This is a genomic window from Sphingomonas liriopis (genome assembly GCF_024211255.1).
GTDB classification, from domain to species: domain Bacteria; phylum Pseudomonadota; class Alphaproteobacteria; order Sphingomonadales; family Sphingomonadaceae; genus Sphingomonas; species Sphingomonas liriopis.
Genome location: NZ_JAMLDY010000004.1, coordinates 179739 through 203997 on the forward strand (window position 1 = coordinate 179739; position 24259 = coordinate 203997).

22 protein-coding genes are annotated in these 24259 nt (G+C 69.5%); 16 read left to right on the forward strand and 6 right to left on the reverse strand.

The features are described from left to right. Positions 1-296: 296 nt before the first annotated feature. Positions 297-1781 (reverse strand): M23 family metallopeptidase, encoded by a 1485-nt coding sequence (locus tag M9979_RS04575; protein ID WP_254288152.1) that lies wholly within the window; start codon positions 1779-1781, stop codon positions 297-299. 487 nt (positions 1782-2268) lie between these two features. Here M9979_RS04575 and M9979_RS04580 point away from each other — a divergent pair, with 487 nt between their 5' ends. The 7 genes from M9979_RS04580 (at position 2269) to M9979_RS04610 (ending at position 8780) form a co-directional block, all read left to right on the forward strand. After that, positions 2269-4743 carry a helicase-related protein gene (locus tag M9979_RS04580; protein ID WP_254288153.1) on the forward strand — a complete coding sequence of 825 codons (2475 nt, stop codon included), beginning with the start codon at positions 2269-2271 and terminating at the stop codon, positions 4741-4743. Then, positions 4736-5029 (forward strand): RNA-binding S4 domain-containing protein, encoded by a 294-nt coding sequence (locus M9979_RS04585; RefSeq protein ID WP_254288154.1) that lies wholly within the window; start codon positions 4736-4738, stop codon positions 5027-5029. Before M9979_RS04580 ends, M9979_RS04585 begins: the two co-directional genes overlap by 8 nt. A gap of 87 nt (positions 5030-5116) precedes the next feature. After that, positions 5117-5458, forward strand: coding sequence for a ferredoxin FdxA (fdxA, locus tag M9979_RS04590; protein WP_163957239.1), 342 nt, complete (start codon positions 5117-5119; stop codon positions 5456-5458). 209 nt (positions 5459-5667) lie between these two features. Further along, entirely contained in the window at positions 5668-6201 is a 534-nt protein-coding gene (locus M9979_RS04595) for a CarD family transcriptional regulator (protein ID WP_017980630.1), read from the forward strand. Positions 6202-6316: 115 nt separating this feature from the next. Next, the gene (locus M9979_RS04600) at positions 6317-7045 is read left to right on the forward strand and encodes a head GIN domain-containing protein (protein WP_254288155.1); all 729 of its coding nucleotides are present in this window, start codon (positions 6317-6319) and stop codon (positions 7043-7045) included. Positions 7046-7110: 65 nt separating this feature from the next. Next, entirely contained in the window at positions 7111-7836 is a 726-nt protein-coding gene (locus M9979_RS04605; protein WP_254288156.1) for a head GIN domain-containing protein, read from the forward strand. Positions 7837-8081: 245 nt separating this feature from the next. Next, on the forward strand, positions 8082-8780 hold the full coding sequence (locus tag M9979_RS04610) for a GIN domain-containing protein (RefSeq protein WP_254288157.1): 699 nt from the start codon (positions 8082-8084) through the stop codon (positions 8778-8780). An 88-nt stretch (positions 8781-8868) separates the two neighbouring features. On the opposite strand, the gene M9979_RS04615 is transcribed toward M9979_RS04610, so the two are convergent. The 4 genes from M9979_RS04615 to coxB form a co-directional block, all read right to left on the reverse strand. After that, complete coding sequence (locus M9979_RS04615) at positions 8869-10254, reverse strand: DUF1501 domain-containing protein (RefSeq protein WP_254288158.1); 1386 nt, start codon at positions 10252-10254, stop codon at positions 8869-8871. Positions 10255-10259: 5 nt separating this feature from the next. Beyond that, positions 10260-11972, reverse strand: a complete 1713-nt coding sequence (locus M9979_RS04620) for a DUF1800 domain-containing protein (RefSeq protein ID WP_254288159.1) — start codon at positions 11970-11972, stop codon at positions 10260-10262. 483 nt (positions 11973-12455) lie between these two features. Next, positions 12456-14117 (reverse strand): cytochrome c oxidase subunit I, encoded by a 1662-nt coding sequence (gene ctaD, locus M9979_RS04625; protein WP_254288160.1) that lies wholly within the window; start codon positions 14115-14117, stop codon positions 12456-12458. Between the two features lies 1 nt (position 14118). Then, a complete protein-coding gene (gene coxB, locus M9979_RS04630) occupies positions 14119-15303 on the reverse strand; it encodes a cytochrome c oxidase subunit II (protein WP_422921539.1) in 1185 nt (394 codons plus the stop codon). A 215-nt stretch (positions 15304-15518) separates the two neighbouring features. Here coxB and pyrE point away from each other — a divergent pair, with 215 nt between their 5' ends. The 6 genes from pyrE to M9979_RS04660 all read left to right on the forward strand — a co-directional run bounded on the left by pyrE (position 15519) and on the right by M9979_RS04660 (position 20382). Next, a complete protein-coding gene (gene pyrE / locus M9979_RS04635; RefSeq protein ID WP_254288209.1) occupies positions 15519-16100 on the forward strand; it encodes an orotate phosphoribosyltransferase in 582 nt (193 codons plus the stop codon). Beyond that, the gene (locus M9979_RS04640; protein ID WP_254288162.1) at positions 16097-17095 is read left to right on the forward strand and encodes a serine hydrolase domain-containing protein; all 999 of its coding nucleotides are present in this window, start codon (positions 16097-16099) and stop codon (positions 17093-17095) included. The genes pyrE and M9979_RS04640 overlap by 4 nt, the downstream gene beginning before the upstream one ends. Then, positions 17092-17820 (forward strand): pyridoxine 5'-phosphate synthase, encoded by a 729-nt coding sequence (locus M9979_RS04645; RefSeq protein ID WP_254288163.1) that lies wholly within the window; start codon positions 17092-17094, stop codon positions 17818-17820. The genes M9979_RS04640 and M9979_RS04645 overlap by 4 nt, the downstream gene beginning before the upstream one ends. A gap of 138 nt (positions 17821-17958) precedes the next feature. Next, positions 17959-18369, forward strand: coding sequence for a holo-ACP synthase (gene acpS / locus M9979_RS04650; RefSeq protein WP_254288164.1), 411 nt, complete (start codon positions 17959-17961; stop codon positions 18367-18369). After that, the gene (lepB, locus tag M9979_RS04655) at positions 18366-19319 is read left to right on the forward strand and encodes a signal peptidase I (RefSeq protein WP_254288165.1); all 954 of its coding nucleotides are present in this window, start codon (positions 18366-18368) and stop codon (positions 19317-19319) included. Before acpS ends, lepB begins: the two co-directional genes overlap by 4 nt. 1 nt (position 19320) lies before the next feature. After that, positions 19321-20382, forward strand: coding sequence for an AI-2E family transporter (locus M9979_RS04660; RefSeq protein ID WP_254288166.1), 1062 nt, complete (start codon positions 19321-19323; stop codon positions 20380-20382). An 80-nt stretch (positions 20383-20462) separates the two neighbouring features. Here the strand turns inward: M9979_RS04660 and M9979_RS04665 are convergent, their stop codons facing one another. Then, entirely contained in the window at positions 20463-21509 is a 1047-nt protein-coding gene (locus M9979_RS04665; protein WP_254288167.1) for a glycosyltransferase, read from the reverse strand. Between the two features lie 112 nt (positions 21510-21621). On the opposite strand from M9979_RS04665, the gene M9979_RS04670 reads away from it, so the two are divergent. Genes M9979_RS04670 through M9979_RS04680 form a run of 3 tightly spaced genes read left to right on the forward strand, consistent with a single transcriptional unit; the run spans position 21622 to position 24256 of the window. Next, complete coding sequence (locus M9979_RS04670; RefSeq protein WP_254288168.1) at positions 21622-22563, forward strand: hypothetical protein; 942 nt, start codon at positions 21622-21624, stop codon at positions 22561-22563. Beyond that, complete coding sequence (locus M9979_RS04675) at positions 22560-23075, forward strand: DUF2141 domain-containing protein (protein ID WP_254288169.1); 516 nt, start codon at positions 22560-22562, stop codon at positions 23073-23075. The genes M9979_RS04670 and M9979_RS04675 overlap by 4 nt, the downstream gene beginning before the upstream one ends. Then, positions 23072-24256 (forward strand): glycosyltransferase, encoded by a 1185-nt coding sequence (locus M9979_RS04680; RefSeq protein WP_254288170.1) that lies wholly within the window; start codon positions 23072-23074, stop codon positions 24254-24256. Before M9979_RS04675 ends, M9979_RS04680 begins: the two co-directional genes overlap by 4 nt. Positions 24257-24259 lie beyond the last annotated feature (3 nt).

Below are 24259 nucleotides of genomic sequence, written 5' to 3' on the forward strand. Positions count from 1 at the left end.
GATCGTTTCGATTTCGGTGATGATGCGAAAGAGCGTGGGGCTGCGGTAGCAGGGCGATGCCGTGTAGGACAGCGGTGGGTGAATTTGCGTTCCACGTCAGTTGGTTACGCGATCGTACGACCAACAGCGCGGTCGGCGGCCGGGATTTTTGTCGTTTCCCAAAGCGATTCGTCACCCCGGACTTGTTCCGGGGTCCACTCCGCGGCGAGGCGCAGCCCTCTCGCCTCCAACCCTGCGCTTGCGGCACAGTGGACCCCGGAACAAGTCCGGGGTGACGGAGGATGTGGGGAGGGGCCTTACCCGCCCCCGCCGACCTTCACCGCCAGCAGGTCCGCGACCTGCGCCTTGAAGCGGCGCAGGTTTTCGCCCGACAGCGCCTGCACACTGGCGAACGAGATCGAGCGCGGGTTGATCGTCTGGCCGTTGCGCCAGACCTCCCAATGGAGGTGCGGGCCGGTCGACATGCCGGTCGAGCCGACATAGCCGATCACCTGTCCCTGGCGGACCTGCTGCCCGCGCGCCACCGCGATCCGGCTCATATGGCCGTAACCGCTGGCGAGCCCGCCGGCATGGGCGAGCTTGACGAAATTGCCGTAGCCGCCCGATCGCCCCGCACCCTGCACGACGCCGTCGAGCGCGGCATAGATCGGCGAGCCATAAGGCGCGCCGATGTCGAGCCCCTTGTGCATCTTAAGATAGCCGAGCAGCGGGTGCATGCGATAGCCGAAGGACGAGGTGATCCGCCCCGCCACCGGCATGCCCATGAACCCGCGGCGTTCGCTCTGCCCGTGCGCGTCGAACCACGACGGTTTGCCGTCGTCCTCCCAGCGCACCAGCTGCACCTTGCGGCGGCCCTGGTCGATGCCGGCGAACAGCAGGTCGCCGAGGCGCACCTCGCCGGTTGCGGCACGGTCGCGCGCGACGATCAGGTCGAAGCCGTCGGCGGCGCTGACGTCGCGGCCGATCGACAGGCGCGTCGCGAGCGCCTTGATATAGCTTTCGACGACGCGTGCCGGCGCACCGGCGGCGCGCGCCGAGCGATAGAGGCTCGATCCGACGAGGCCCTGGATGCGCAGCGGCGTGCGGTCGACCGCGATCGGCTGGCGCGTCATGACCAGCCCGCCGCCGGCGCGATCGAGGCTGAGCGCGAGGTCGAAGCGCGCGCGCAGGGAGAGTTTCTCGAGCGGGCGTGCCACCGTCTTCGCCGGGCGGCGGCCGAGGGTAAGAGAAAGACGCGTGCCCGGCTGGATATCGCCGAGCGCGACCGCCTGCGCGACCAGCCCTGCTGCGGCCTTCGCATCCGACCGGCCGACGCCGGCGCGGGTGAGGACATGGTCGAAGGCGTCGCCTTCGCCGAGCGTCGCGCTGAGTTCGACGAGCGGGCGTTCGGGCGCTTCGGCGAGCGGCGCGACGAGGTCGTTCGCCGCCATCCGGTGACCGGTGTCGCCGCCCCAGGCGAGCGGCGCGATCGCCTGTCCGCGCGCTTCCTCCCAGGCGGTGTCGGCGAGAGGTGCGGGGGTGGCACCGACCAGCGGCCGCATGCCGGGCGCCAGTGCCCAGACGCTGCCGAGCAGGACGGTGAGCGTCGCAAGGCCGCGCCACCAGTCGCGGCTGCCGATCTGCGCGCCCAGATCGGGCGCCCAGTCGATCGCACCCCAGTGCGGCGCGACGGTCGGGCTGCGGCGGGGATCGAGCACGCGCGGCACGGCGAACGCCCGCCCGAACGGGCGTGCGGCGGTGCCGCCGGCGAGATCGAAACCTTGGTCGTTGCGCAGGAACACGCGGGCGGCGCCTCATCAAGAACGTCGCCGTCATCCCCCCGGCGCTGGGTGGCAGCGTTGTGGGGGAGAAAGTCTAAAGTCAAATTAACCGCGGGGGTGCGCGAGTCGCGGTGCGACGAGGCGTTTCGGGGGTGCGGCGATCGCCAAATATCCCGCGTTACCCCGGACTTTTCGAGGCCTCTGCGAAACGCTATCCGTGCTCCCGCGCAGGCGGGAGCCCTGGAGTCCCGAGCCCCATCAGCCGTTGTTTTGCTTGGCTCTGGGCTCCCGCCTGCGCGGGAGTACTGGAGGGGATGCGGACTTTCGCAGAAATCTCGATGTGTTCCGAGGTCCACTCCTCGGCGAGGCGAACGGTCGGAGCCTCTTGTCCTGCGCCCGCGGCCCGGTGGACCCCGGAACACGTCCGGGGTGACGGGGGCGATGGGTGACGGGGGGATGCTTGATCCGCCTCATTGCGCTGATCCCCCGGACGCACGATGTTGCCCCCATGAAAGCGGCGGTCACCGCGGTCCTCGGACCCACCAACACCGGCAAGACCCACCTCGCCGTCGAACGGATGTGCGCGCATTCGAGCGGCATCATGGGCTTTCCGCTGCGGCTGCTGGCGCGCGAGGTCTATGACCGTGTCGTCAAGCTGAAGGGCGCCGACAGCGTCGCGCTCGTCACCGGCGAAGAGAAGATCGTGCCCCCCAATGCGCGCTGGCACCTGTGCACGGTCGAATCGATGCCCGAGCACGACGCCGCTTTCGTCGCGCTCGACGAGGCACAGCTCGGCACCGATGCCGAGCGCGGCCATGTCTTCACCGACCGGCTGTTGCGCCGGCGCGGGCGCGAGGAAACGATGATCCTGGGGTCCGAGGCGCTGCGGCCGATGGTGCGCGCGCTGGTGCCGGATGCCGAGATCATCGTCCGGCCGCGTTTTTCGAAACTCACCTATGCGGGCGCCAAGAAGATCAGCCGGCTGCCCAAACGCTCGGCGATCGTCGCGTTCAGTGCCGAGGAAGTGTACGCCGTTGCCGAGATGCTGCGCCGCCTGCGCGGCGGAGCGGCGGTGGTGATGGGCGCGCTGTCGCCGCGTACCCGCAACGCGCAGGTCGCGATGTTCCAGGCGGGCGAGGTCGATTATCTCGTCGCCACCGATGCGATCGGCATGGGGCTCAACATGGACGTCGCGCACGTCGCCTTCGCCGGCCTCAGCAAGTTCGACGGTCGCCGCAGCCGCCGGCTGACGGTGGCGGAGATGGCGCAGATCGCCGGCCGCGCCGGGCGCCATCAGCGCGACGGCACCTTCGGCGGGGTCACCGAAGAGGGGCCGGGCGCGTTCCTGCCCGAAGAGGTGTTCGCGATCGAGGAGCATCGCTTCCCGCGCATCGAACAGCTCTACTGGCGCAACGGCGAGCCCGATTACGCCAGCATCGACGCGCTGATCGCCAGCCTGGAGCGGCGGCCCGAGCCGGGCGTGCTGCTCGCCGCGCCGCAATCGACCGACCTTGCGGTGCTCAAGCGGCTCGCCGACGAACCCTGGGTGCGCGACCGGACGCGATCGCCGGCGATGGTCAAGCGGCTGTGGGCGGCGTGCGGACTGCCCGATTTCCGCAAGCTCGGCCTCGATCCGCACACGCGCTTCGTCGCGCGCGTGTTCGGCTACCTCAGCGAAGGGCGCGGCGTCGTGCCCAACCAATGGTTCGCCGACGAGGTGTCGCGGCTCGACACGATCGCCGGCGATGTCGAGACGATCGCCGGACGGATCGCCGCGATCCGCAGCTGGGCCTATATCGCGCAGCGCCCCGACTGGCTCGCCGATCCCGCCGCGGGGGCGGAGCGGGCCAAGGGAATCGAGGAGCGATTGTCCGACGGGCTCCACGCCAGCCTGACGCAGCGCTTCGTCGACAAGCGCACGACCGCGCTGATGCGCCAGATCGGCGGCGACGTGTCGCTGCTGCCGGTGGTGATCGGGCCGGAGGGCGAGGTGCTGGTCGAGGATCATCCGATCGGCCGACTCGAGGGGTTTCGCTTCACCGTCGATCCCGCGGCGCGCGCGACCGACCGCCGGCTGTTGCTTGCCGCGGCGGAAAAGCATCTCGGCGGCGAGCGTCGCCGCCGCGGCGAGGCGCTGATCGCGGCGGAGGATGCGGCCTTTACGCTGCGCGACGACGCGATCGTCTGGAACGGGCATGCGGTCGCGCTGCTGACGCCGGGGCCGTCGCTGGCGCGCCCGCAGCTAAAGCTCGATCGCGATCTCGATTGCTTGGCCAAGCCGCAGCGCGAGGCGGTGGCGGTGCGGCTCAACGCATGGTTCGCGACGATGCTCGGCCGTCATCTGCCGGCGTTGGTCGCGCTTGCCGAGGCGGCGCGCGATCCGCAGGCAACGCCGGCGCTGCGCGTCGTCGCGGGCGAGCTGGAGGCGGCGGGCGGGTTGCTGCCGCGGTTGCCGCTGCGCGAATCGCTCGACGCGCTGGGGCAGGACGAACGCAAGCGGCTGCGCCGGATCGGCATCACCATCGGCGCGCTCGACCTGTTCGACCCGCGGCTGCTCAAGCCCGCGGCGGCGCGCTGGCGGCGGACGCTGCTCGGCGTGCGCGGGCGCACGCCGGTGCTGCCGCGCGAGGGGGCGAGCGTGCTGCCGCGCGGCGCGCCGGGGGCGCAGCTCGCCACCGGTTTCCGCCCGCTTGCGGCGCAGGCGGTGCGCGTCGATCTGGTCGAACGCATCGCGCGTGCCGCGCATGACGCGCGACAGGGACGCAAGCCGTTCGCGCCCGACCCGGCGCTCGCCACGTCGATGGGGGTGGAGCCGGCGACGTTCGCGCGGCTGATGGCGGAACTGGGCTTCCGCACCGTGCGCGGCGCCGACGCGCCGGCGTGGATCTGGCAGGGTCGCCGCCCGCCGCGGCGCGAGGAGGCGCCGGCCGCGCCGCCCACGGGGGCCTTCGCCGCGCTTGCCGGCTGGGGCCGCCATGGCTGAGGCATCGATGCGGCTCGACCGGTTCCTGTGGTTCGTGCGGCTCGCGAAGACGCGCGGGGTCGCGCAGGACATCGCCTGCGACGGGCGGATGCGGATCGACGGGCGGCGGGTGGAGCGCAGCGCGGCGCCGGTGCGCGTCGGCAACATCCTGACCTTCGCGCAAGGGTCGCGGGTGCGCGTGCTGCGCGTCGAGGCGCTGCCCACCCGCCGCGGGCCGGCGCCCGAGGCGCAAGGCTGCTATCAGGAACTGGTCGCGAACGTCTCGCAACCCCCCGGGATCGATTGACGCGAGCGACGACGCGGCATAGCAGCCCCAGACATTCGTACCCGGCGCGGCGCCACAGCCGACGCACCAAGGCCGCAAGGAACCGCCATGACCTACGTCGTCACCGATGCCTGCATCCGCTGCAAGTATATGGACTGCGTCGAGGTGTGTCCGGTCGACTGTTTCTATGAAGGCGAGAACATGCTCGTCATCAACCCCAGCGAGTGCATCGACTGCGGCGTGTGCGAACCCGAATGCCCGGCCGAGGCGATCCTGCCCGACACCGAGAGCGGGCTGGAACAGTGGCTCGAGCTCAACACGACCTTCTCGGCGCAATGGCCCAACGTCACGCGCAAGCTCGACCAGACGCCGCCCGACGCCGACGCGATGAAGGGTGTCGAGAACAAGTACGACCAGTTCTTCTCGCCCGAGCCCGGCGCCGGCGATTAAGTCCGGCAAATCCGCGCATGAGGCAGGGTAACTGACTCATGCGCGCTGGTAATTTTGTTGCGAGTGTGTTAAAAGGGTCCATGACGGGCATGATGCGTCATGCCTGCTCTGGAGACACTCGTACCAACCATCCTCGCCGGTCCCTGTCCAGCGGTTTGCCGCCACGGATCGTCCACAAGCGAGCGATGCGACCTTAGAAAGGCCCGTTCATGGCTGCCAAGGCATTGTCCTTCGATGTCGGTGATTACGTCGTTTATCCCAAGCATGGCGTCGGCCGTGTGATCGAGCTGCAGAAGCAGGAGATCGCCGGGACCAGCCTGGAGCTGTACGTGCTCCGCTTCGAAAAGGAGCGCATGACGCTCCGCGTCCCCACCAACAAGGCCGAATCGGTCGGCATGCGCAAGCTGTCGTCGGACAAGACGATGCGCGAGGCGATGGAGACGCTGAAGGGCAAGCCCAAGGTCAAGCGCACCATGTGGTCGCGCCGCGCGCAGGAATATGAGGCGAAGATCAATTCGGGCGACCTCGCGTCGATCGCGGAGGTGGTCCGCGACCTGTTCCGCGCCGACGACCAGCCCGAGCAGAGCTATTCGGAACGTCAGATCTTCGAAGCGGCGTGCAGCCGCCTCGCGCGCGAACTCGCCGCGATGGAAGAGGTCGACGAGCTGAAGGCGCAGGAGAAGATCCTCGACATCCTGCGCGCCGCCGCGGCGATCTACAACAAGGACAAGGTGCCGGCGTAACTCGCCGCGACCTTTGTTTCATGTGAAAGGGCGGTCCCGCGAGGGGCCGTCTTTTTCGTTTACAGGCGTAGGCGACGCGGTGTAGCATCCGACTACAACAGTTGAGGACGATCCCATGAAGCTGCTCGCACTCGCCCTGATCCCGCTTGCCGCCACCGGCGCGTTCGCCGGTGAGCGCGATCGCGGGCCGGGCCTTCCCGGCCAGCGGCAAGGCAATGCGCTGGTCTATGCCGCGCGCGATTTCGACAGCGTCAGCCTCGGCGGTGCCGCGCGGGTGATCGTGCGGGCCGGGCCGGTGTTCGCCGTCCGTGCCGAAGGGCCGGCGGAGGCGTTCGCCAATTTCCGCGTCGCGCGCGAGGGGCGGACGCTGCAGGTCGGCCGCCGCTACGAAGGGCGCAGCGAGATGCCGCTCGAACGCCGCATCACCGTCTACGTCACGCTGCCCGCCCTCGCGGCGGCGAGCGTCGGCGGGTCGGGCAGCATCGACGCCGATCGTGGCGGCGGCGAGCGCTTTTCGGGCGCGGTCGGTGGATCGGGCCGTCTGCGCGTCGCCCGGCTCGATACGCCCACCGCCGAATTGAGCGTCGGCGGATCGGGCGACATCGCCGCCGCCGGTACGGTCGGCGCGCTCAAGGCGAACGTCGGCGGATCGGGCAGCATCGCCGCCCCCGGCCTGCGCGCGTCGCGGGCGGAAGTGTCGATCGGCGGATCGGGCAGCGTCCGCGCGATGGTCGCCGGCCCTGCCGACGTGTCGATCGCGGGCAGCGGCAGCGTCGATCTCGGCGCGCAGGCGCGCTGCCGGGTCAGCAAGGTGGGCAGCGGCACGGCGCGCTGCGGCCGCTGAGCCGACCCCTTGCCCCGCCTCTCGTTGTGTATTATACAAGCAATACACAACGAGAGGGTTTCGTCATGCGCCAGGTTGCGATCATCATGCTCGGGGCGGCATCGCTCGCCGCCTGTTCGATCGGCCATGACGACGGCCCCGGGGTCGCGCCGACCGGCAGCGGGCCGACGCGCAGCTATGCCGTCGACGGCTTCAGCAAGATCGACCTCGGCGGTGGCGACGACGTCGACGTGCGCGCCGGCACCGCCTTTTCGGTGCGCGCGGAAGGGCCGGCGGAGGAGCTCGACCGGCTCCGCATCGCCAGGGACGGCGACACGCTGGAGATCGGCCGCAAACGCCAGGCGTTCGGCTGGGGCAGCCGCGGCAAGGTCAAGGTCTACGTCACGCTGCCCCGCCTGACCGAGGCGAACATCGCCGGCTCGGGCACGATGGCGGTCGACCGCATCGAGGGTGGCGCGTTCGAGGGCAATATCGCCGGGTCGGGCGACCTCAACATCGCCGCGCTCGGCGTCGACGAGGCGAAGGTGTCGATCGCCGGATCGGGCAACGTGCGCGCCGGCGGTGCGGTCAAGCGGCTCGAGGTCAACGTCGCCGGCTCGGGCAGCCTCGACGCCGCCGGCCTGCGCGCCGAACGCGCGGAGGTGTCGGTCGCCGGATCGGGCGACGTCCGCGCCGCCGTGACCGGCGAGGCGAAGGTCGAGCTGATGGGATCGGGCGACGTCGACCTGGGCGCGGAGGCGCGCTGTTCGGTGTCGAAGATGGGATCGGGTTCGGTACGCTGCGGGCGGTGATGGGGGCGGGGCTTTGACCCCTTGCCTCCAGCCATTCGTCACCCCGGACTTGTTCCGGGGTCCACTCCGCGGCGAGGCAAACGGCTAGAGCCTCTTGCCCTGCGCCTGCGGCCCGGTGGACCCCGGAACGAGTCCGGGGTGACGCGTGATGGGTGGAAGCGTTCCGGCACCATCGCCATCGTCGTCCGAGCGCTTGCCGTAACGGAACCCTTGCCCCGCCCCGCCACCGGTGCGACGCTTGCCGCATGATCCGCCTCCTCGTCCTCGCGCTGCTCCTCATCCCCACCGCCGCCACCGCGGACGAACGCCGCGTCGCGATCGGCAGCTTCGAACGGTTGCGCGTCAACGGCGCGTTCGAGGTGACGGTGGCCACCGGCACCTCGCCCGGCGCGACCGTGATCGCCGATCGCGGCGTGATCGGCGACATCGACCTGCACGTCGAGGGCAATACGCTGACCGTCCGCCGCAACACCACCGGCCGCTGGAGCGAACAGACGTCCGCCGCCGTCGCCACGCCGGTGCGGATCGCGCTCACCACGCCGCGGCTGTCGGGCGTCGCGATCGTCGGCGGCAGCCGCGTCACCGTGTCGAAGCTGACCGGCATGCGCATCGATCTGGCCGCGACGGGCAATGGCGCGATCCAGGCGGGCGACGTGCAGGGCGACCAGCTCGTCGCGCAGCTGATCGGTGACGGCAAGATCACCGCCGCCGGCCGCGTCGCTACCGCGCGATTGCTCGCCAACGGCGCGGGCGCAATCGATGCGGCGGGGCTGGATGCGGGGGATCTCAATGCGCATCTCGACGGCCTCGGCACGATCGCCGCGCGGGCGCGCTATACCGCGCAGGTGTCGAGCACCGGGCTCGGCACGATCAGCGTCGCGGGGCGGCCGAAATGCCGCGTCATCGCCAGCGCGGGCGCGCCGGTGACATGCGGCGGGAACTGAGGCTCACGCTCTCCCGTTCGCCCTTGGGGGAGGACGAGACTCAGGCCCTTCGACAGGCTCAGGGCGAACGGGTGGCGGGTGGCCGCCCTTACACGAACCCCAGATTCCAGGTCGATGCATTGTAATTGCCCATGTTGGGCAGCACCGTCGTCAGGTCTCCATTGCCGACGCCGAACCAGCTCGCCAGCGTCGCGGCATATTGATCGACCGACGTCGTCGGCAGCAGCCGGCCCTGGCCGACGTCGTCCGTCGTGCCGTTGCCGACCTGCGGCGCGGTGCCGAAGAAGCGCCGCCCGCGCACCGCGCCGCCCATGACGACATGGTGGCTGCCCCAGCCGTGGTCGGATCCGTCGTCGTTCGATTGCAGCGTGCGGCCGAAGTCGGAGGCGGTGAAGCTCGTCACCTTGTCCGCGACGCCCAGTGCGACCGTGGTGTCGTAGAAGGCGCGCATCGCATCGGCGACCTTGCCGATCAGCGCGGGATGCTGCGCGACGAGATTGTCGTGCAGGTCGAACCCGCCGATCGAGACGAAGAACACCTGCCGCTTGGCGCCGAGTTCCGACGAGACGGAGATCAGCCGCGCGACCATCTTGAGCTGGTCGGCGAGGGAGTTGCCGGTCGGGAAGAGCGGGAAGCCGGTCGCCGGCGCGGATCCCAGCGCGCCGCTGACCTGCGCATAGGTGTCGAGCGCGCGCTTGCTGACGCGGGCATGCTCGCTGGCGAAGACGTTGGCGTTGCTGCCCGTCATCAGGCTGCGCAGCGTCGATGCGGCGGTGGTCGATCCGTACAGCGACGTCGCGTTGTTGATGAGCGCCACGGGTCCGCCGGTGCCGATCGCATATTGCACCGCCGACTTGCCGGTCAGGTAGACCGCATTGCCGCTGGCGTTGATGCAGGTCAGCGTCGCGGCGCCGTTGCCCGACTGGAACAGGTCGCCGATCCGCCCGCCCCAGCCGCTTGTCGCGCCCTCGGGATTGGACGCCTGGAAATAGCTTTGCTGGTCGTTGTGGCTGAACAATTTCGGCGGCAGCTTGACGCTGTTCGCCTGATATTGCGCCTTGGTCGTCGGCTGGACGAGCGTGCCGACGTTGAGTGCGACCGCGAGTCTGCCCTGATCGAACAGCGGCAGCAGCGACCCCATCGTCGGCGCCAGCGCATATTGCCGCCCGCCGGCCAGCCCCGCGGTCGGATTGAGCACCGTCGCCGCCAGCGATTCGCGGGTCAGCGCGATATTCGATCGTGCGGCAAGATATTTGGCGTAGCTCTCCGCGTCATAGGCGGCGACCGTGTTGGCGTAGTCGTTGCCGCCGTACAGGAAGACGCAGACCAAAGCCTTGTAATCGGTCGCGGTCGCCGCCGCGGCTTCGCCGATCGCGGCGAGGCTGGTGACGAACGGCGTCGCCACCCCCGCGACGCCGAGCGCGGCGGACCGCTTGAGGAAGGCACGGCGCGAGGCGTCTCGGGTAAAATCCATGGGGCTCACCGCAACGTCAAAAATTCGGGGGAGGCGAGCGTCAGCAGGATCGCGATGCCGACGCGGTTGACCGGGCCGTTGGTCGCGGTCGTCGCGACGCTGTCGACCGCGGCGCGGATCGCGGTGACGGTCGCGGCGCTCAACTGGTTCGCGGCGAGTACCAGCACGACCTCGTCGACGAGGCTCGCGCTGTCGGACGCCTTGGCGATCAGGTCGGTATAGTCGGGCTTCATGTCGCCGGTGCCGTTGGCGACGAGGCCCTGCATGTAGTTGACGTAGGCGACGACGCTCTGTTCGTTGGTGATCTGGAATTCGGGCGCGACCAGCCCGGCGTTGCTGATCCCGCTCGCGGGCGGGGCATAGCCGGGGCGGAAGAAGTTGAAGACGGTCTGGCTGCGGCCCATCGACTGGCCGAGCCGGCTCGACTGGCTCGACGTGTCGCCGAACGCCCAGGTATTGGCAGGCGAGTTGATCTTCGCGAGCCGCGCCCAGGCGGTGAGCCGCATGACGGGCTCGCGCAATTTGCCCGCGGTGGTGCTGGCCAGCGCATCGTCGCTGCGCGCCTCGGTATCGAGCAGGATCGCCTTCAGCACCGCCTTCATGTCACCGCGCACGCCGGAGCCGTTGTTGGCGAACACCGCCGACACGCGGCCGATGTAGGCGGCGCTGGGGTTGCTGGTGACGAGGCGCTGGATCAGCTGCTTCGATACGAACGGCGGCAGGTTGGGATGCGCGAAGATCGTGTCGAGCGCGACCTTGACCGCGGCCATGCCGCCGCCGCTGGTCGAGGTGCCGAGGAAGGTGGCGGTGCCCGTCTCGTTGAGCGACGCGTTCATCACCAGCGGCTGGCGATGGCGGTCGGGCGTCGCGCTGACCGTCGTCGCGAGGCTGAGGCCGGTGAAGACGCGCGCGAGGCCGCTGACGTCGGCGGGCGTATAGGTTTCGAGCGGCACGCCGCCGCTCGTCTTGACGCTGCCGTCCATGTTCAGCTGGTAGAGGCCGAGCGTGAAGAGCTGCATCAGCTCGCGCGCGTAATTCTCGTCGGGCTGCGCGCCGGTGGTGGCGTTCGCCTTGCGGTTGCCGAGGAAGGTGAGGAACGACCCCATCGCCGCATTGGTGGTGATCGCGTCGAGGATGGTCCGGTAGTTACCGAAGGCGTTGTCGAGCAGCACGTCGACGTAAGCCGCGGTCGCGAACTGCTTCCAGTTGAGGTTGACCCCGCCGATGCCGACGACGAGCAAATCGAGGAGCGCCATGCCGACCCGCTGGCGCAGCTGGTCGGGTTCGGCGATCATCTGACGCCACATCGTGGCGTCGAAACCGGTCTCATTGTTGGTGTTGGCGGCGACGGCATAGCCGTTGGCGACCAGCCAGTCCCAGTGCGAGGTCGCGCGGGGCAGGGCGAACTGGTCGTCGATCCAGCCTTCGTAACGGCGGCTGACGACGGTATCGATCATTGCACGGGTGGCGCCCATCGTCGTCTGCGCGAGGAAGCGGCTCGCCTGCGCGGTGGTGATCGCGGCCGGGGCGACCACGACCGGCGCGCTCGCCGCCGGCGGCGCGCTGCCCGACCCGCTGCCACCGCCGCTGCCGCACGCGGCGAGCAGGAAGGCGGGTGCGAGCGTGGCGCCGAGCGTCAGCGCGCCGGCGCCGCTTTCCGCGAGCGTTTCATGATCCCCGGCGAACGCGCGTGCGTCCGCTGCTTCCCCATCCAGCACTGATGCAGTCCCCCGACCCGGTCGCCCGAACACCCTCCCGCAGGCGAACCATGGTTTATCAGCATCATAGCGGGTCAAGTCTTAACGAAGAAGATTAACGCGGATCGGGTCGGCGCGTTGGAAGCGGCGTTGGTCGCATGTGTGTCGGAATATTGCTGAGGGGCTGGGTCTGCTGGCGGCACCACCATCCCGCCGTCACCCCGGACTCGTTCCGGGGTCCACCGGGCCGCGAGCGTAACGCTCGATCATTTGCCGTGCGCCTCGCCGCGGAGTGGACCCCGGAACGAGTCCGGGGTGACGGGGGCAAAGAAAAGCCCCGGAGGTTTCCCCCCGGGGCTGTTTCGTCCCGATCCCGGCAGCCCGTCACGGGAGTAAATCCCGTGACGTCGATCGCGGCGTCGCCGCGTCGGCCGGGCCGGGTGCATGCGACCGGCTGCGCCGTTCGCACCGGGCTGCAACGGGGTTGCAGCCCTTGCACCCGCCTCAATCGATCTTCGGGAGCGTCTCGAACTGGTGGTACGGCGGCGGCGAGGACAGCGTCCATTCCAGCGTCGTCGCACCTTCGCCCCAGGGATTGTCCGGCGCCTTCGGACCCGCGATCAGCGAATAGATCACGTTGACGAAGAACACGACCATGCCCGCGGCCATGATCTCATAGCCGTGCGTCGCCAGCGCGTTGAACGTCGCATAGGCGTCCGGATAATCCGGATAGCGGCGCGGCATGCCCTGCAGGCCGAGGAAGTGCATCGGGAAGAACAGCACGTTCACGCCGACGAAGAACACCCAGAAGTGCAGCTGGCCGAGGAACTCGTTGTACATCTTCCCGAACATCTTCGGGAACCAGTAATAGAAGCCCGCGAACAGGCCGAACACGGCACCCAGAGACAGGACGTAGTGGAAGTGCGCCACGACGTAATACGTGTCCTGCATGTAATCGTCGATGCCGCCGTTGGCGAGCACGACGCCGGTGACGCCGCCGACGGTGAACATGAAGATGAAGCCGATCGCCCAGACCATCGGCGTCTTGAACGACAGCGAACCGCCCCACATCGTCGCGATCCAGCTGAAGATCTTGATGCCGGTCGGCACCGCGATCACCATCGTCGCGGCGGTGAAGTACATCTTCACGTTCACGCTGAGGCCGGTGACGAACATGTGGTGCGCCCACACGACGAAGCCGACGACGCCGATCGCGACCATGGCATAGGCCATGCCGAGATAGCCGAAGACGGGCTTGCGGCTGAACGTCGCGATGATCTGGCTGACGATGCCGAAGCCCGGCAGGATCATGATGTACACTTCGGGGTGACCGAAGAACCAGAACAGATGCTGGTACAGGATCGGGTCGCCGCCGCCGGCGGGGTCGAAGAAGGTCGTGCCGAAGTTGCGGTCGGTCAGCAGCATCGTGATCGCCGCGGCCAGCACCGGCAGCGCGAGCAGCAGCAGGAAGGCGGTGACGAGCACCGACCAGACGAACAGCGGCATCTTGTGCAGCGTCATGCCCGGCGCGCGCATGTTGAAGATCGTGGTGATGAAGTTGATCGCGCCGAGGATCGAGCTGGCGCCGGCGAGGTGGAGCGACAGGATCGCCATGTCCACCGACGGTCCGGGTTCGCCATAGGTCGAGAGCGGGGCATAGACCGTCCAGCCGGTGCCGGCGCCGCCGAAGAAGGGCGAGGCAAGCAGCAGCGAGAAGGCGGGGATGAGCAGCCAGAAGCTGACGTTGTTCATCCGCGGGAACGCCATGTCCGGCGCGCCGATCATGATCGGCACGAACCAGTTGCCGAAGCCGCCGATCATCGCCGGCATCACCATGAAGAACACCATGATGAGGCCGTGCGCGGTGATGAGCACGTTCCACAGGTGGAGCGCATGGTCGAGGCCGCCGTCGCCGCCGGGCAGGAAGTTCGCCCAGCCGACGAGATACTGGATGCCCGGCTGCGCGAGCTCGGCGCGCATCAGGCCTGAGATCGCGCCACCGATGATCCCCGCGACGATCGCGAAGATTAGGTAGAGCGTCCCGATGTCCTTGTGGTTGGTCGACATGAACCAGCGGGCGAAGAAGCCCGGCTTGTGGTCCGCGTCATGGTGCGCATGATCGTCGTGCGCGACGAACGCGTTAGGGTGGAGGGCGGTATCGGTCATCTTACTGTCCCGCGTTGCCGGTGGCCGGATTGCCGGTCGCACCCTGCGAAGTGGTAGGGGCGGCGGTCGTCGCATTCTCGGTCGGGCCGGTGGCGGCGTCGGCGGCATTGCCCTGCGCCTCCCCGGCCGCGGAGCCGACGGCGCCGGGCTGCGGGATCACCTTGTTGCTGAGCTGGCCGGGCGCGGGCATCGTGCCGCCCTTGGCACGGACCCAGGCGGCGAACTGCGCCGGGGGAACCGCCTGCACCGCGATCGGCATGAACGCGTGGCGCGCGCCGCACAATTCGGAGCACTGGCCGAAATACAGGCCGGGCTTGTCGATCGTGAAGCTCGTCTCGTTCAACCGGCCGGGCACCGCGTCGAGCTTGATCCAGAAGGCGGGGACCGCCCAGCTGTGGATCACGTCCTGCGAGGTGGTGATGAGGCGGATCGGCACGCCGACCGGCAGCACGATGCGGTTGTCGGCGGCGAGCAGGCGGGGCCCGTCGGCATCGGTGCGGAAGCGTTCGCCCTTGCCGACCTGGTCACGCTCTTTCAGCATGTTGGCGGTGATCTCGAACCCGCCGTTGTCGGGATACTGATACGACCAATACCATTGGTTGCCGATCGCCTTCAGCGTCACCGCGCCGGCCGGGGCCGGCTTGAACTGCGCCTGCAGCAGGCCGATCGAGGGGACGGCGATCAGCACCAGGATGACGACCGGCGCCAGCGTCCAGATGATCTCGATCGCGGTATTGTGGCTGGTCTTGGAGGGGATCGGGTTCGCCGCCTTGCGGAAGCGGATGACGACCCAGATCAGCAGCAGCAGCACGAAGACGCTGATGACGACGATCAGCGGCAGCAGGATCGAATCGTGGAACCAGTGCGCGAACTGGCCATTGGTCGTGACCTGCGGCTGGATGCCGATGCGGCCGTCGACCGGATGGCCGACGCCCGGCTCGATCGTCGTCGCCGGCGCACCGTCCTGCGCGAGCAGCGGCGAAGACGGCGCCGCCGGAGCGGTCGCCGCGGCGGTGGTGGGGGCGACGTTCGACACGCCGGCTGGTGCGGCGGCCGCCTGGGGGGCCGGTGCGGCAGCCGCCTGAGGGGCCGGCGCGGCGGCGCCCTGCGGCCTGGGCGACGCTTCGGCGCCCCCCATGCCCGTCAGCGCCAGCCCGATGGCCAGCGCGATCCCCGTGAACCTCATGCGCATGCGTGTCGTCACCCCGTCCTGTTCCCTGGCCCGCCCGGCGAACGGGCCATCCGGGGCGCACGGATGCACCCCTTTTGCCATGGCCTATACGCGGGGGTGCCGTCCGCCTCAAGCGCCCGGCCCATGTTTATGACGCGAGCGCGCTTGGCGGGGACCGGGCGAGTTCCTATGAGCGCCGTACCCGACGTTTCTTATCGGAAGTGACGATGATGACCGACGACGACGTGCTGGCCGAATTCCGCGCCGCCGATGCCCTGCTGGAGGGGCATTTCATCCTGTCGTCGGGGCTCAGGAGCTCGCGCTACCTGCAATGCGCCCGCGTGCTGATGGACCCGCGCCGCGGCGCCCGCCTGTCCGACGCGCTGGTCCAGCGCATCCCCGCCGAGCTGAAGGCGCGGATCGCCGTGGTCGTCTCCCCTGCGATGGGCGGCGTCATCGCCGGCCACGAGATGGCGCGCGCGCTCGGCGTCGAGGCGATGTTCGTCGAACGCCCGACCGGCACGTTCGAGCTGCGCCGCGGCTTCCGGCTGGAGCCGGGGCAGGAGGTGCTGATGATGGAGGACGTCGTCACCACCGGGCTGTCGAGCCGTGAGGCGATCAAGGCGATCGAGGCGGCGGGCGGCAGGGTGATCGCGGCAGCGTCGCTGGTCGATCGGTCCGGCGGCACGGTCGACCTCGGCGTGCCCTTCTATCCGCTGATCCGGCTCGATGTGCCGACCTATGCCGCGGACGCGCTGCCGCCCGAACTGGCGGCGATCCCCGCGATCAAGCCGGGGAGCCGCGCGGCGTGATCCGCGCGCTGCTCGCCGCGCTGGTGTCGGTCGCCGCGCCGGTCGCGGCGGAGACGCCGGATGCGGTGGCGCGGCGCTACGGGCTGCAGGGCGAGCTGCTGGCCGCGAAGGGTGACCGCATCCTGCTCGATCGCGGTTATGGCACGATCGATCCGGCGGGCGGCGCGGTCCACGCGGCCGGCGAACGCTGGCGGCTGGCGTCGATCACCAAGCAGGTGGTGGCGGCGCAGGTTGTCGCCGGACTCGAATCCAAGCCGGGGGTATTGGACGCGCCCATCCCCCGCGAGGTCGCGCCGGGCGTCGGTTTCATACCCGCGCTGGCCGGGCTGACCGTGCGGCAATTGCTGACGCACCATAGCGGGCTGGCCAATCCGGACGATACGCCGCCGGGCGCAGGCGGCGTGCCGGGCGCCTATCTGAAGCGCGCGCCCGATGTCGCTTATTGCGCGTCGAAGCCGGGAACCCCCGGCGCGGCGTTCGCCTACAACAATTGCGATTATCTGCTGGTCGGCGCGTGGCGCGGGACGGACCGCTGGCCGCAGGGCATGGCGATGGCCACGGCCGGCGAGCGCGGCGTGCCGGGCTATGTAAAGGGCCGACCCGAACCGGCCATCCAGCTGGCGAGCTTCGGCGCGGCCGGTGGCCTGATCGGCACCGCGCGCGACGTGTTCCGCTTCGACCGGGCGCTGATGACCGGCAGGCTGATGGCACCCGCCAGTCTGGCCGCGTTATGGACGCCGGAGGGCAAGGGCAGCTATCAGGCGCTCGGCCAATGGGTGTTCCCCGGCACGCTTGCCGGCTGTGCGACGCCCAGGCGGATCGTCCAGCGCGACGGCGAGATCGGCGGCGTCCAGGTGCGCAACTTCATCCTGCCCGACGACGCTATCGTCGTGATCGTCTTCACCAACCGCTCGTCGGACGATTTCGCGTTCGGCGAGGTGTGGGAAGGCAAGGGCTTCGTTTACGACCTCCTATCCGCGGCGGCCTGCTCATGACCCATTCCCTGCGCCTCGGCGTCAATATCGATCACGTTGCGACGGTGCGCAACGCGCGCGGGTGCGGCTATCCTGATCCGGTACGTGCCGCGCTGCTGGCGGCGGAGGCGGGGGCGGACGGGATCACCGCGCACCTGCGCGAGGACCGGCGGCATATCACCGACGAGGATATCGCGCGGCTCGCGGCGGAGCTGACCGTGCCGCTCAACCTCGAGATGGCGGCGACCGACGAGATGCTCGCCATCGCGCTGCGCCACCGTCCGCATGCCGCCTGCATCGTCCCCGAGAAGCGCGAGGAGCGCACCACCGAGGGGGGGATCGATGCGGCCGGGCAGCACGACCGCCTCGCGCCGCTGGTCGGCGAGCTCGGCGCGGCGCGCATCCGCGTGTCGTTGTTCATCGAACCCGATGCGCGCCAGATCGAGGCGGCGATCCGCCTGGGCGTGCCGGTCGTCGAGCTGCACACCGGGCGCTACGCCGAGCTGGACGGTGAGGCGCGCAGCGAGGAGCTGCGCCGCCTGTCGGATGCGGCGGCGCTGGCGGCGAAGAACGGGATCGAGGTGCATGCCGGGCACGGGCTGACGTTCGACAATGTCGGTCCGATCGCGGCGATCCCGCAGGTGCGCGAGCTCAACATCGGGCATTTCCTGGTGGGCGAGGCGTTGTTCGTCGGGTTGGGCGAAGCGGTGCGGCGGATGCGCGAGGAAATGGATGCGGCGCGATGACATCTCCCTCTCCCAGCGGGAGAGGGAAGGGGCCCACGTCGCGCAGCGACGTGGGAAGGGTGAGGGGCGTCGGTTGATCCTCGCCCTCACCCTTCCGCAGCTTCGCTGCTCCCTCCCTCTCCCGCTGGGAGAGGGATTATGATCGTCGGTCTTGGCTCCGACCTGTGCAACATCGAGCGGATCCAAGCGTCGCTCGACCGTTTCGGCGAGCGTTTCGAACGCCGCGTCTTCACCGACGCGGAACTCGCTCGCGCCGCGCGGCGCCCGTTCACCAAAGCGGGTACGCTCGCCAAGCGCTTCGCCGCGAAGGAGGCGTTTTCCAAGGCGGTCGGCACCGGGTTCAAGGCGGGCGTGTTCATGAAGGACATCGGCGTCGTCAACGCGCCTTCGGGTGCGCCGACGCTCAGCCTGACCGGGGGGGCGAAGGAACGCCTTGACGGCATGATCCCCGCGGGCCACCTCGCGCGTATACATCTGACCCTGACCGACGATCATCCCTGGGCGCAGGCCTTTGTGATTATCGAGGCGATCGCGGACCCCAAGGCATGAAGGAAGCGGTGTTGGACGGCAGCAACCCCAGCGAGGCAGCGGTCCCCGCGCCCGCGCCCGCGCCAGAGGCCGCCGCGAAGAAGAAGACCGACTGGTGGGGCGAGATCAAGGGCATCTTCTGGCTGATCCTGATCGTATTGGGCTTCCACAGCTTCGTCGCCAAGCCCTTCTATATCCCCAGCGAATCGATGCTGCCGGGCCTGCGCATCGGCGACCGGCTGGTGGTGAGCAAGTTCGCCTATGGCTGGTCGTTCGTCTCGCCGACGATCCCCAATCCGGTGGCGATCTTCAAGGGGCTCGTGCTGCGCGAGCCCGAGGAGAGCTGGAGCGTCGGCCTGCCCTTCGTCCACGGGCGGCTGTTCGGCCGCCTGCCGACGCGCGGCGACGTGGTGATCGTCACCCCGCCGGGCACGCGCAACGATTATATCAAGCGCGTCATCGGCCTGCCCGGCGACACGCTCGCGGTGCAGGGCGGCACGGTGATCCTCAACGGCAAGGCGATCGCGCGGGGAGCCATGCATTACGTCGACCTGCCGGTCGACACGAACAGCCCGTGCAGCGACAGCGAATATTATGGCGCGCGCCGCCCCGCAGCCGGCGGCGGTTACGTCTGCCACCTGCCGATCGTCACAGAGACGCTGCCCAATGGCCGGCATTACGACACCGTCGACCTCGAACCGGACAGCCCGGGCGACAATTACGGGCCGGTGACGATCCCCGCCAACCACGTCTTCCTGATGGGCGACAATCGCGATCGCTCGGCGGACAGCCGTTTCCCGCTCGCGCAGCTCGGCCTCGGCGGGCCGGTGCCGTACGAGAATCTGGGCGGGCGCGCCGAATTCCTGACCTTCAGCCTCGATGGCGATGCGACGCTCAACCCGCTGACCTGGCCGGGATCGCTGCGCTCGGGCCGCGCCGGCCTGTCGCTCCACCCCGCCGAAGGGAAATAAGGTGACCGAGCAGCGCGTGCAGGACCCCAGCCCCAACGAGCTGCGCGATCCGTTCGTCCGGCAGGAGCTGAAGCGCGCCACCGTCTGGCTCGGGCTCGCCTGCGCGATCGCGCTGGCGGTGATCCTGGTCCAGCCGCTGCTCATCATCTTTGCAGGACTCGTGTTCGCCGCGCTGCTCGACGGCGGCGTGCGGCTGCTGGGCAAGGTGCTCCCCATCGGGCGCGGCTGGCGGCTGCTGATCGTCGTGCTGCTGACGATCGCCTTCCTCGCCGGCACCTTCTACCTCACCGGCGTGCAGGTCGCCGACCAGTTCTCGCAATTGCGCAGCACGCTGGAGGGCCAGGCGAACCGGCTGGCCGGCTGGCTCAGCGCGCAGGGGCTGATGCCCGGTGCCTCCGACGTCAGCGGCATCGCGCGACAGGCCTTGTCGTCGGTCGGGCGGATCACCTCATGGGTCGGCACCGCGTTCGGCGCGCTGACGACGATGTTCATGATTATCGTCATCGGCCTGTTCGTCGCGATGGATCCGGGCACCTACAGCCGCGGGCTGGAATGGATGGTGCCGCGCGACAATCGTCCCGAATTCGGCGTGGTGCTCGCGCGGATGGGCAAGACGCTCCGCCGGCTGCTCGCCGGCCGCCTGCTCGGCATGGTGGCGGAGGGGATCCTCACCGGCATCGCGCTGACCATCGGCGGCGTGCCGATGGCGATGATCCTCGGCATCCTCACCGGCCTCCTCGCCTTCATCCCCAACATCGGCGCCTTCATCAGCGGCGCGCTGATGATCGCGGTCGGTTTCTCGGCGGGGACGCATGTCGGTTACTGGGCGATCGGCACCTATGTGATCGTGCAGGGGTTCGACGGCTACGTGCTGCTGCCGATCGTCGCGAAGAAGACCGTCGACCTGCCGCCGGCGCTGACGCTCGGCGCGCAGATCATGGCGAGCGCGCTGTTCGGCATCCTGGGGCTGGCACTCGCCGATCCGATGACCGCGATGGTCAAGACCGCGCTCGAGCGCAGCTCGGAACGCGAGGCGGAGCGGGACGAGACGGGCGGGGCGTGAACGCAGGCCTCTCCCACCGTTCGTGCTGAGCCTGTCGAAGCACAGGTGAGTTTCATCGCCCTTCGACAGGAAAGGGAGGCTCAAACCAGCCGGTCGAACAGCGCCAGATAACGCTCCGCCGAATCGGCCCCCGGTTGCGGCACCGGCGCCGGACGCGGGGCGTCGAGCCAATATGCGAGGGCCGCAGCAAACCCGGCCGCATCCTCCGCTTCGACGACGCTCCCCAATTGCGGCGTCGCGACGATCTCGCGCACCGAGGGGCTGCACGCGGTCGCCACCACCGGCGTGCCGACCGACAGCGCTTCGCGCAGCACGCCGGGCACGCCCTCGTAATCGGAAGGGAGCGCCAGCATCCGCGCCGCCGCCATCGCGCCGAGCGGATCGGCGACATGGCCGGGCAGATGGACGCGCTCGCTGAGCCCCGCCTCGCGCGCCTGCCGCTCGAGCGCCTCGCGCAATTCGCCCTCGCCGAGGATCACGACCTGCACGTCGTCGGGCAGCGCGGGCAAAGCGGCGATCAACCGGTCCCAGCGCTTCTGCGCCACCAGCCGGCCGACGCCCAGCACGACGCGCCCCGGCGGCAGCGGCGCCGGCGTCGCGGCGAGCGGCGCGGCGGGCGGATTGGGGATGACGCTGGTCCGCCGCTCCATCCGCGTCAGCCGCGCCGCCTGCGCCGCGGTCGCCGGCGTCATCGCGACGAGATGATCGAGGAAGCGGCCGTGCTGCGCCAGCCACACGCGATGCGCGGCATCCATGACCCGGCCGTGGTCGCCGCGCGCGACCGCGTTCGACAGCTTGGCGACGATCGGCGGGCAGTCGTCTTTCAGCCGCCAGCGCAGCCACGCGGCGACCAGCGTATAATGGCTGCCCGGGCAGAAGACGATATCGGGGCGGAGGTCACGCACCACCTCGGCGACCCGCGCCTGCGTCGCATAGCGGCGATCCGCCAGCGGCACGATTCCCAGCCCCGGCGGAATCTCGCCCGCCAGCGCGCCGTTCGTGTCGCCGATCGCCAGCGTCACCCGCCGTCCCGCCGCCAGCCAGTCGCGCGCCAGGCGCAGCTGCGCGCGTTCGACACCGCCCCCGTTCAGGTCTTGCGCAAAGGTCAGGATGTGGTCGGCGGCCATGGTTCGGGCGCGTCTTGCCACAATGCTGCCCGACACGACAGTGAAAGCGATTTCATGTGCAAATCCGCGACTTCCCCGCTAAGCCGCGCCACCTTCATGTTCGGACCATTGGGTGCAGATCGATCATAAAGCCGGCGGTTTTCCGACCGAAACCGTAGCTCCTGCCCCCGACATCGCGGGGCTCCAGCCGTTGAAGACGATCAAGAGCCGCTGGCCGGCGATCATCGGCGGGCTGGTGACGCTCGCCATGCTGGCGGGCCTCGCGCACGAACTGCTCAATGCGGGGCTCGCCGGCCTCGAACGCGCGACGCCGCGCGATCCGTGGTTCTACGTCGCCTTCGCCGCGCTCTATTTCATCCCGCCCGTCGCCGATTACCTGATCTTCCGCCGGCTGTGGGGCATTCCGCTCGCCGGGCTGGTCGCGCTCATCAAGAAGCGGATCGCGAACGACGTCGTCATGGGCTATTCGGGCGAGGCCTATTTCTACGCCTGGGCGCGGCAGCGCGCGCAGCTGGTCGCGGCGCCATTCGGCGCGGTCAAGGACGTGTCGATCCTGTCGGCGATCGCCGGCAATGCGGTGACGCTGGCGATGATCGCGGTCGCGCTGCCGGTCGGGCGCGACCTGATCCCGCCCGACATGATCCGCTACGTCTACGGCAGCCTCGCGGTGATCTTCGGCACCTCGCTGCCGTTCCTGATCTTTTCGCGCAAGGTCTTCTCGCTGCCGCGCGGGCAGCTGTGGATGGTGTTCGGCATCCATTGCGCGCGGCTGATCCTCGGCGCGCTGTTCCTCGCCGTCGCCTGGGCGCTGGCGATGCCCAGCGTCGCGCTCGGCACCTGGGTGTTCCTGTCGGCGGGGCGGATGCTGTTCGGGCGGTTGCCGCTACTGCCCAACAAGGACCTGTTGTTCGCCAATTTCGCGATTCTCATGATCGGCGAGGATCAGGCCTTGTCCGAACTGATCGCGTTCACCGCTGCTGCAGTCCTGTTGGTGCATGCGGTGCTGATCCTGGGCTTCGGCCTCCACCATCTGGCGACGAGGAAGCGGGTATGAAGTCTCTGGCGATCCTTGCCGCGCTGGTGCTGGCGACGCCGGCGGGCGCGCAGGTGCTGGGCAGCGATGCCGCGGCGTGCAGCGCCGGCGGCGGCCCGGCGATCCTGGCGCAGGTGCTGGGCCTCAAGGACCGCAAGGGCCGCATCAAGCTGGAGCTGTATCCGGCGACCGAGGGCGATTTCCTGAAGGACGACGACGCGCTCGTCGCGCAGGGCAAGACGTTCCGCCGGGTGTGGACCGCGATCCCCGCGAGCGGCGCGGTGCAGGTGTGCATCCGCGTGCCGCGCCCCGGCCGCTACGCGCTGCTCGTCACGCACGACCGCGACGGCAAGAACAAGTTCAACTTCTTCGCCGACGGCGCCGGTTTCGTCGGCGCGGGCAAGCTCGGCATGTCGCGGCCCAGGCTCGACCAGGCGGTGGTCGACGTCGGCACCGGCACGGTCGACCGCGCCGTGCGCATGCAGTATCTCCACGGCCTGGGCGGGTTCGGCCCGATGAAGGGCGGGGCATGAGAATCGTCGACGTCAACGAATTCTACTCGCCGACCGGCGGCGGCGTGCGCACCTATGTCGATCGCAAGATCGAGGTGCTGGCGGGCATGGGCCACGAGCTGATCGTGCTCGCCCCCGGCCGCGAGAACCGGATCGAGGAGCGCCCCGGCGGCGGCGCGATCCATTATATCGAGGCGCCGGGCATGCCGTTCGACGCCAATTACGGCCTGTTCTGGGATGCCGCGCCGCTCTACCAGCGATTGAACGCGCTCGACCCGGACGTGGTGGAGAATTGCTCGCCATGGCGCGCCGCCTGGATCGTGTCGGGCTGGCGCGGGCGGGCGATCCGCTCGTTCTTCATGCACAACGACAATGTCGAGGCCTACCCCAAGCGCTGGTTCAAGCCGCTCGCCTCGGCACCGCGGATCGAGCGCGCCTTCTCGTGGTACGACCGCTATCTCGGCCGCTGCCTCGACCGGTTCGACACCGTCGTAACCAACGGCCCGTCGCTGACCAAGCAGCTCAGCCTTCGCGGGGTCCGCGTCGATGCGACGATGCCCTTGGGAATCGAGCGCGCGCATTTCTCGCCGTCCTTGCGCGACGAAGGGCTGCGCGCGGCGCTGCTCCAGCAATGCGGGCTGCCGGCGGATGCGCACCTGCTGCTCGGCGTCGGGCGGCACCATCCCGAAAAGCGCTGGCCGACGGTGATCGACGCGGTGCGCCGCGCCGGCACGCAGGCGCCGGTCGGACTCGTCATCCTGGGGCAGGGGATGGATACCAAGACGCTGGAGCGCCACATCGGCGACAATCCGCACATCCGCCTGTTCCGCCCGGTCTACGACCGCCGCCGCCTCGCGACGATCATGGCGAGCGCGGACTTCTACATCCACGGCTGCGGCACCGAGACGTTCGGGCTGGTCCCCGCCGAGGCGCTGGCGAGCGGCACGCCGCTGATCGTCCCCGACGGCGGCGGCACCGCGGAGATCGCCGATCCGCTGTTCGCCGAAGTCTATGCGCAGCGCGACGCGCATTCCTGCGCCGACGCGATCCTGCGCATGCTCGCGCGCGACCGCGGCATCGTCCGCCGCGCCGCAACGGTCGCGGCGGCCACGGTGCGCAGCGACGAGGAGCATTGCGCCGATCTCGTCGCGCACTACGCCGACGTGATCGCGCGGCGGGGGGGTGTGCGGCTGACGGCGTGACCT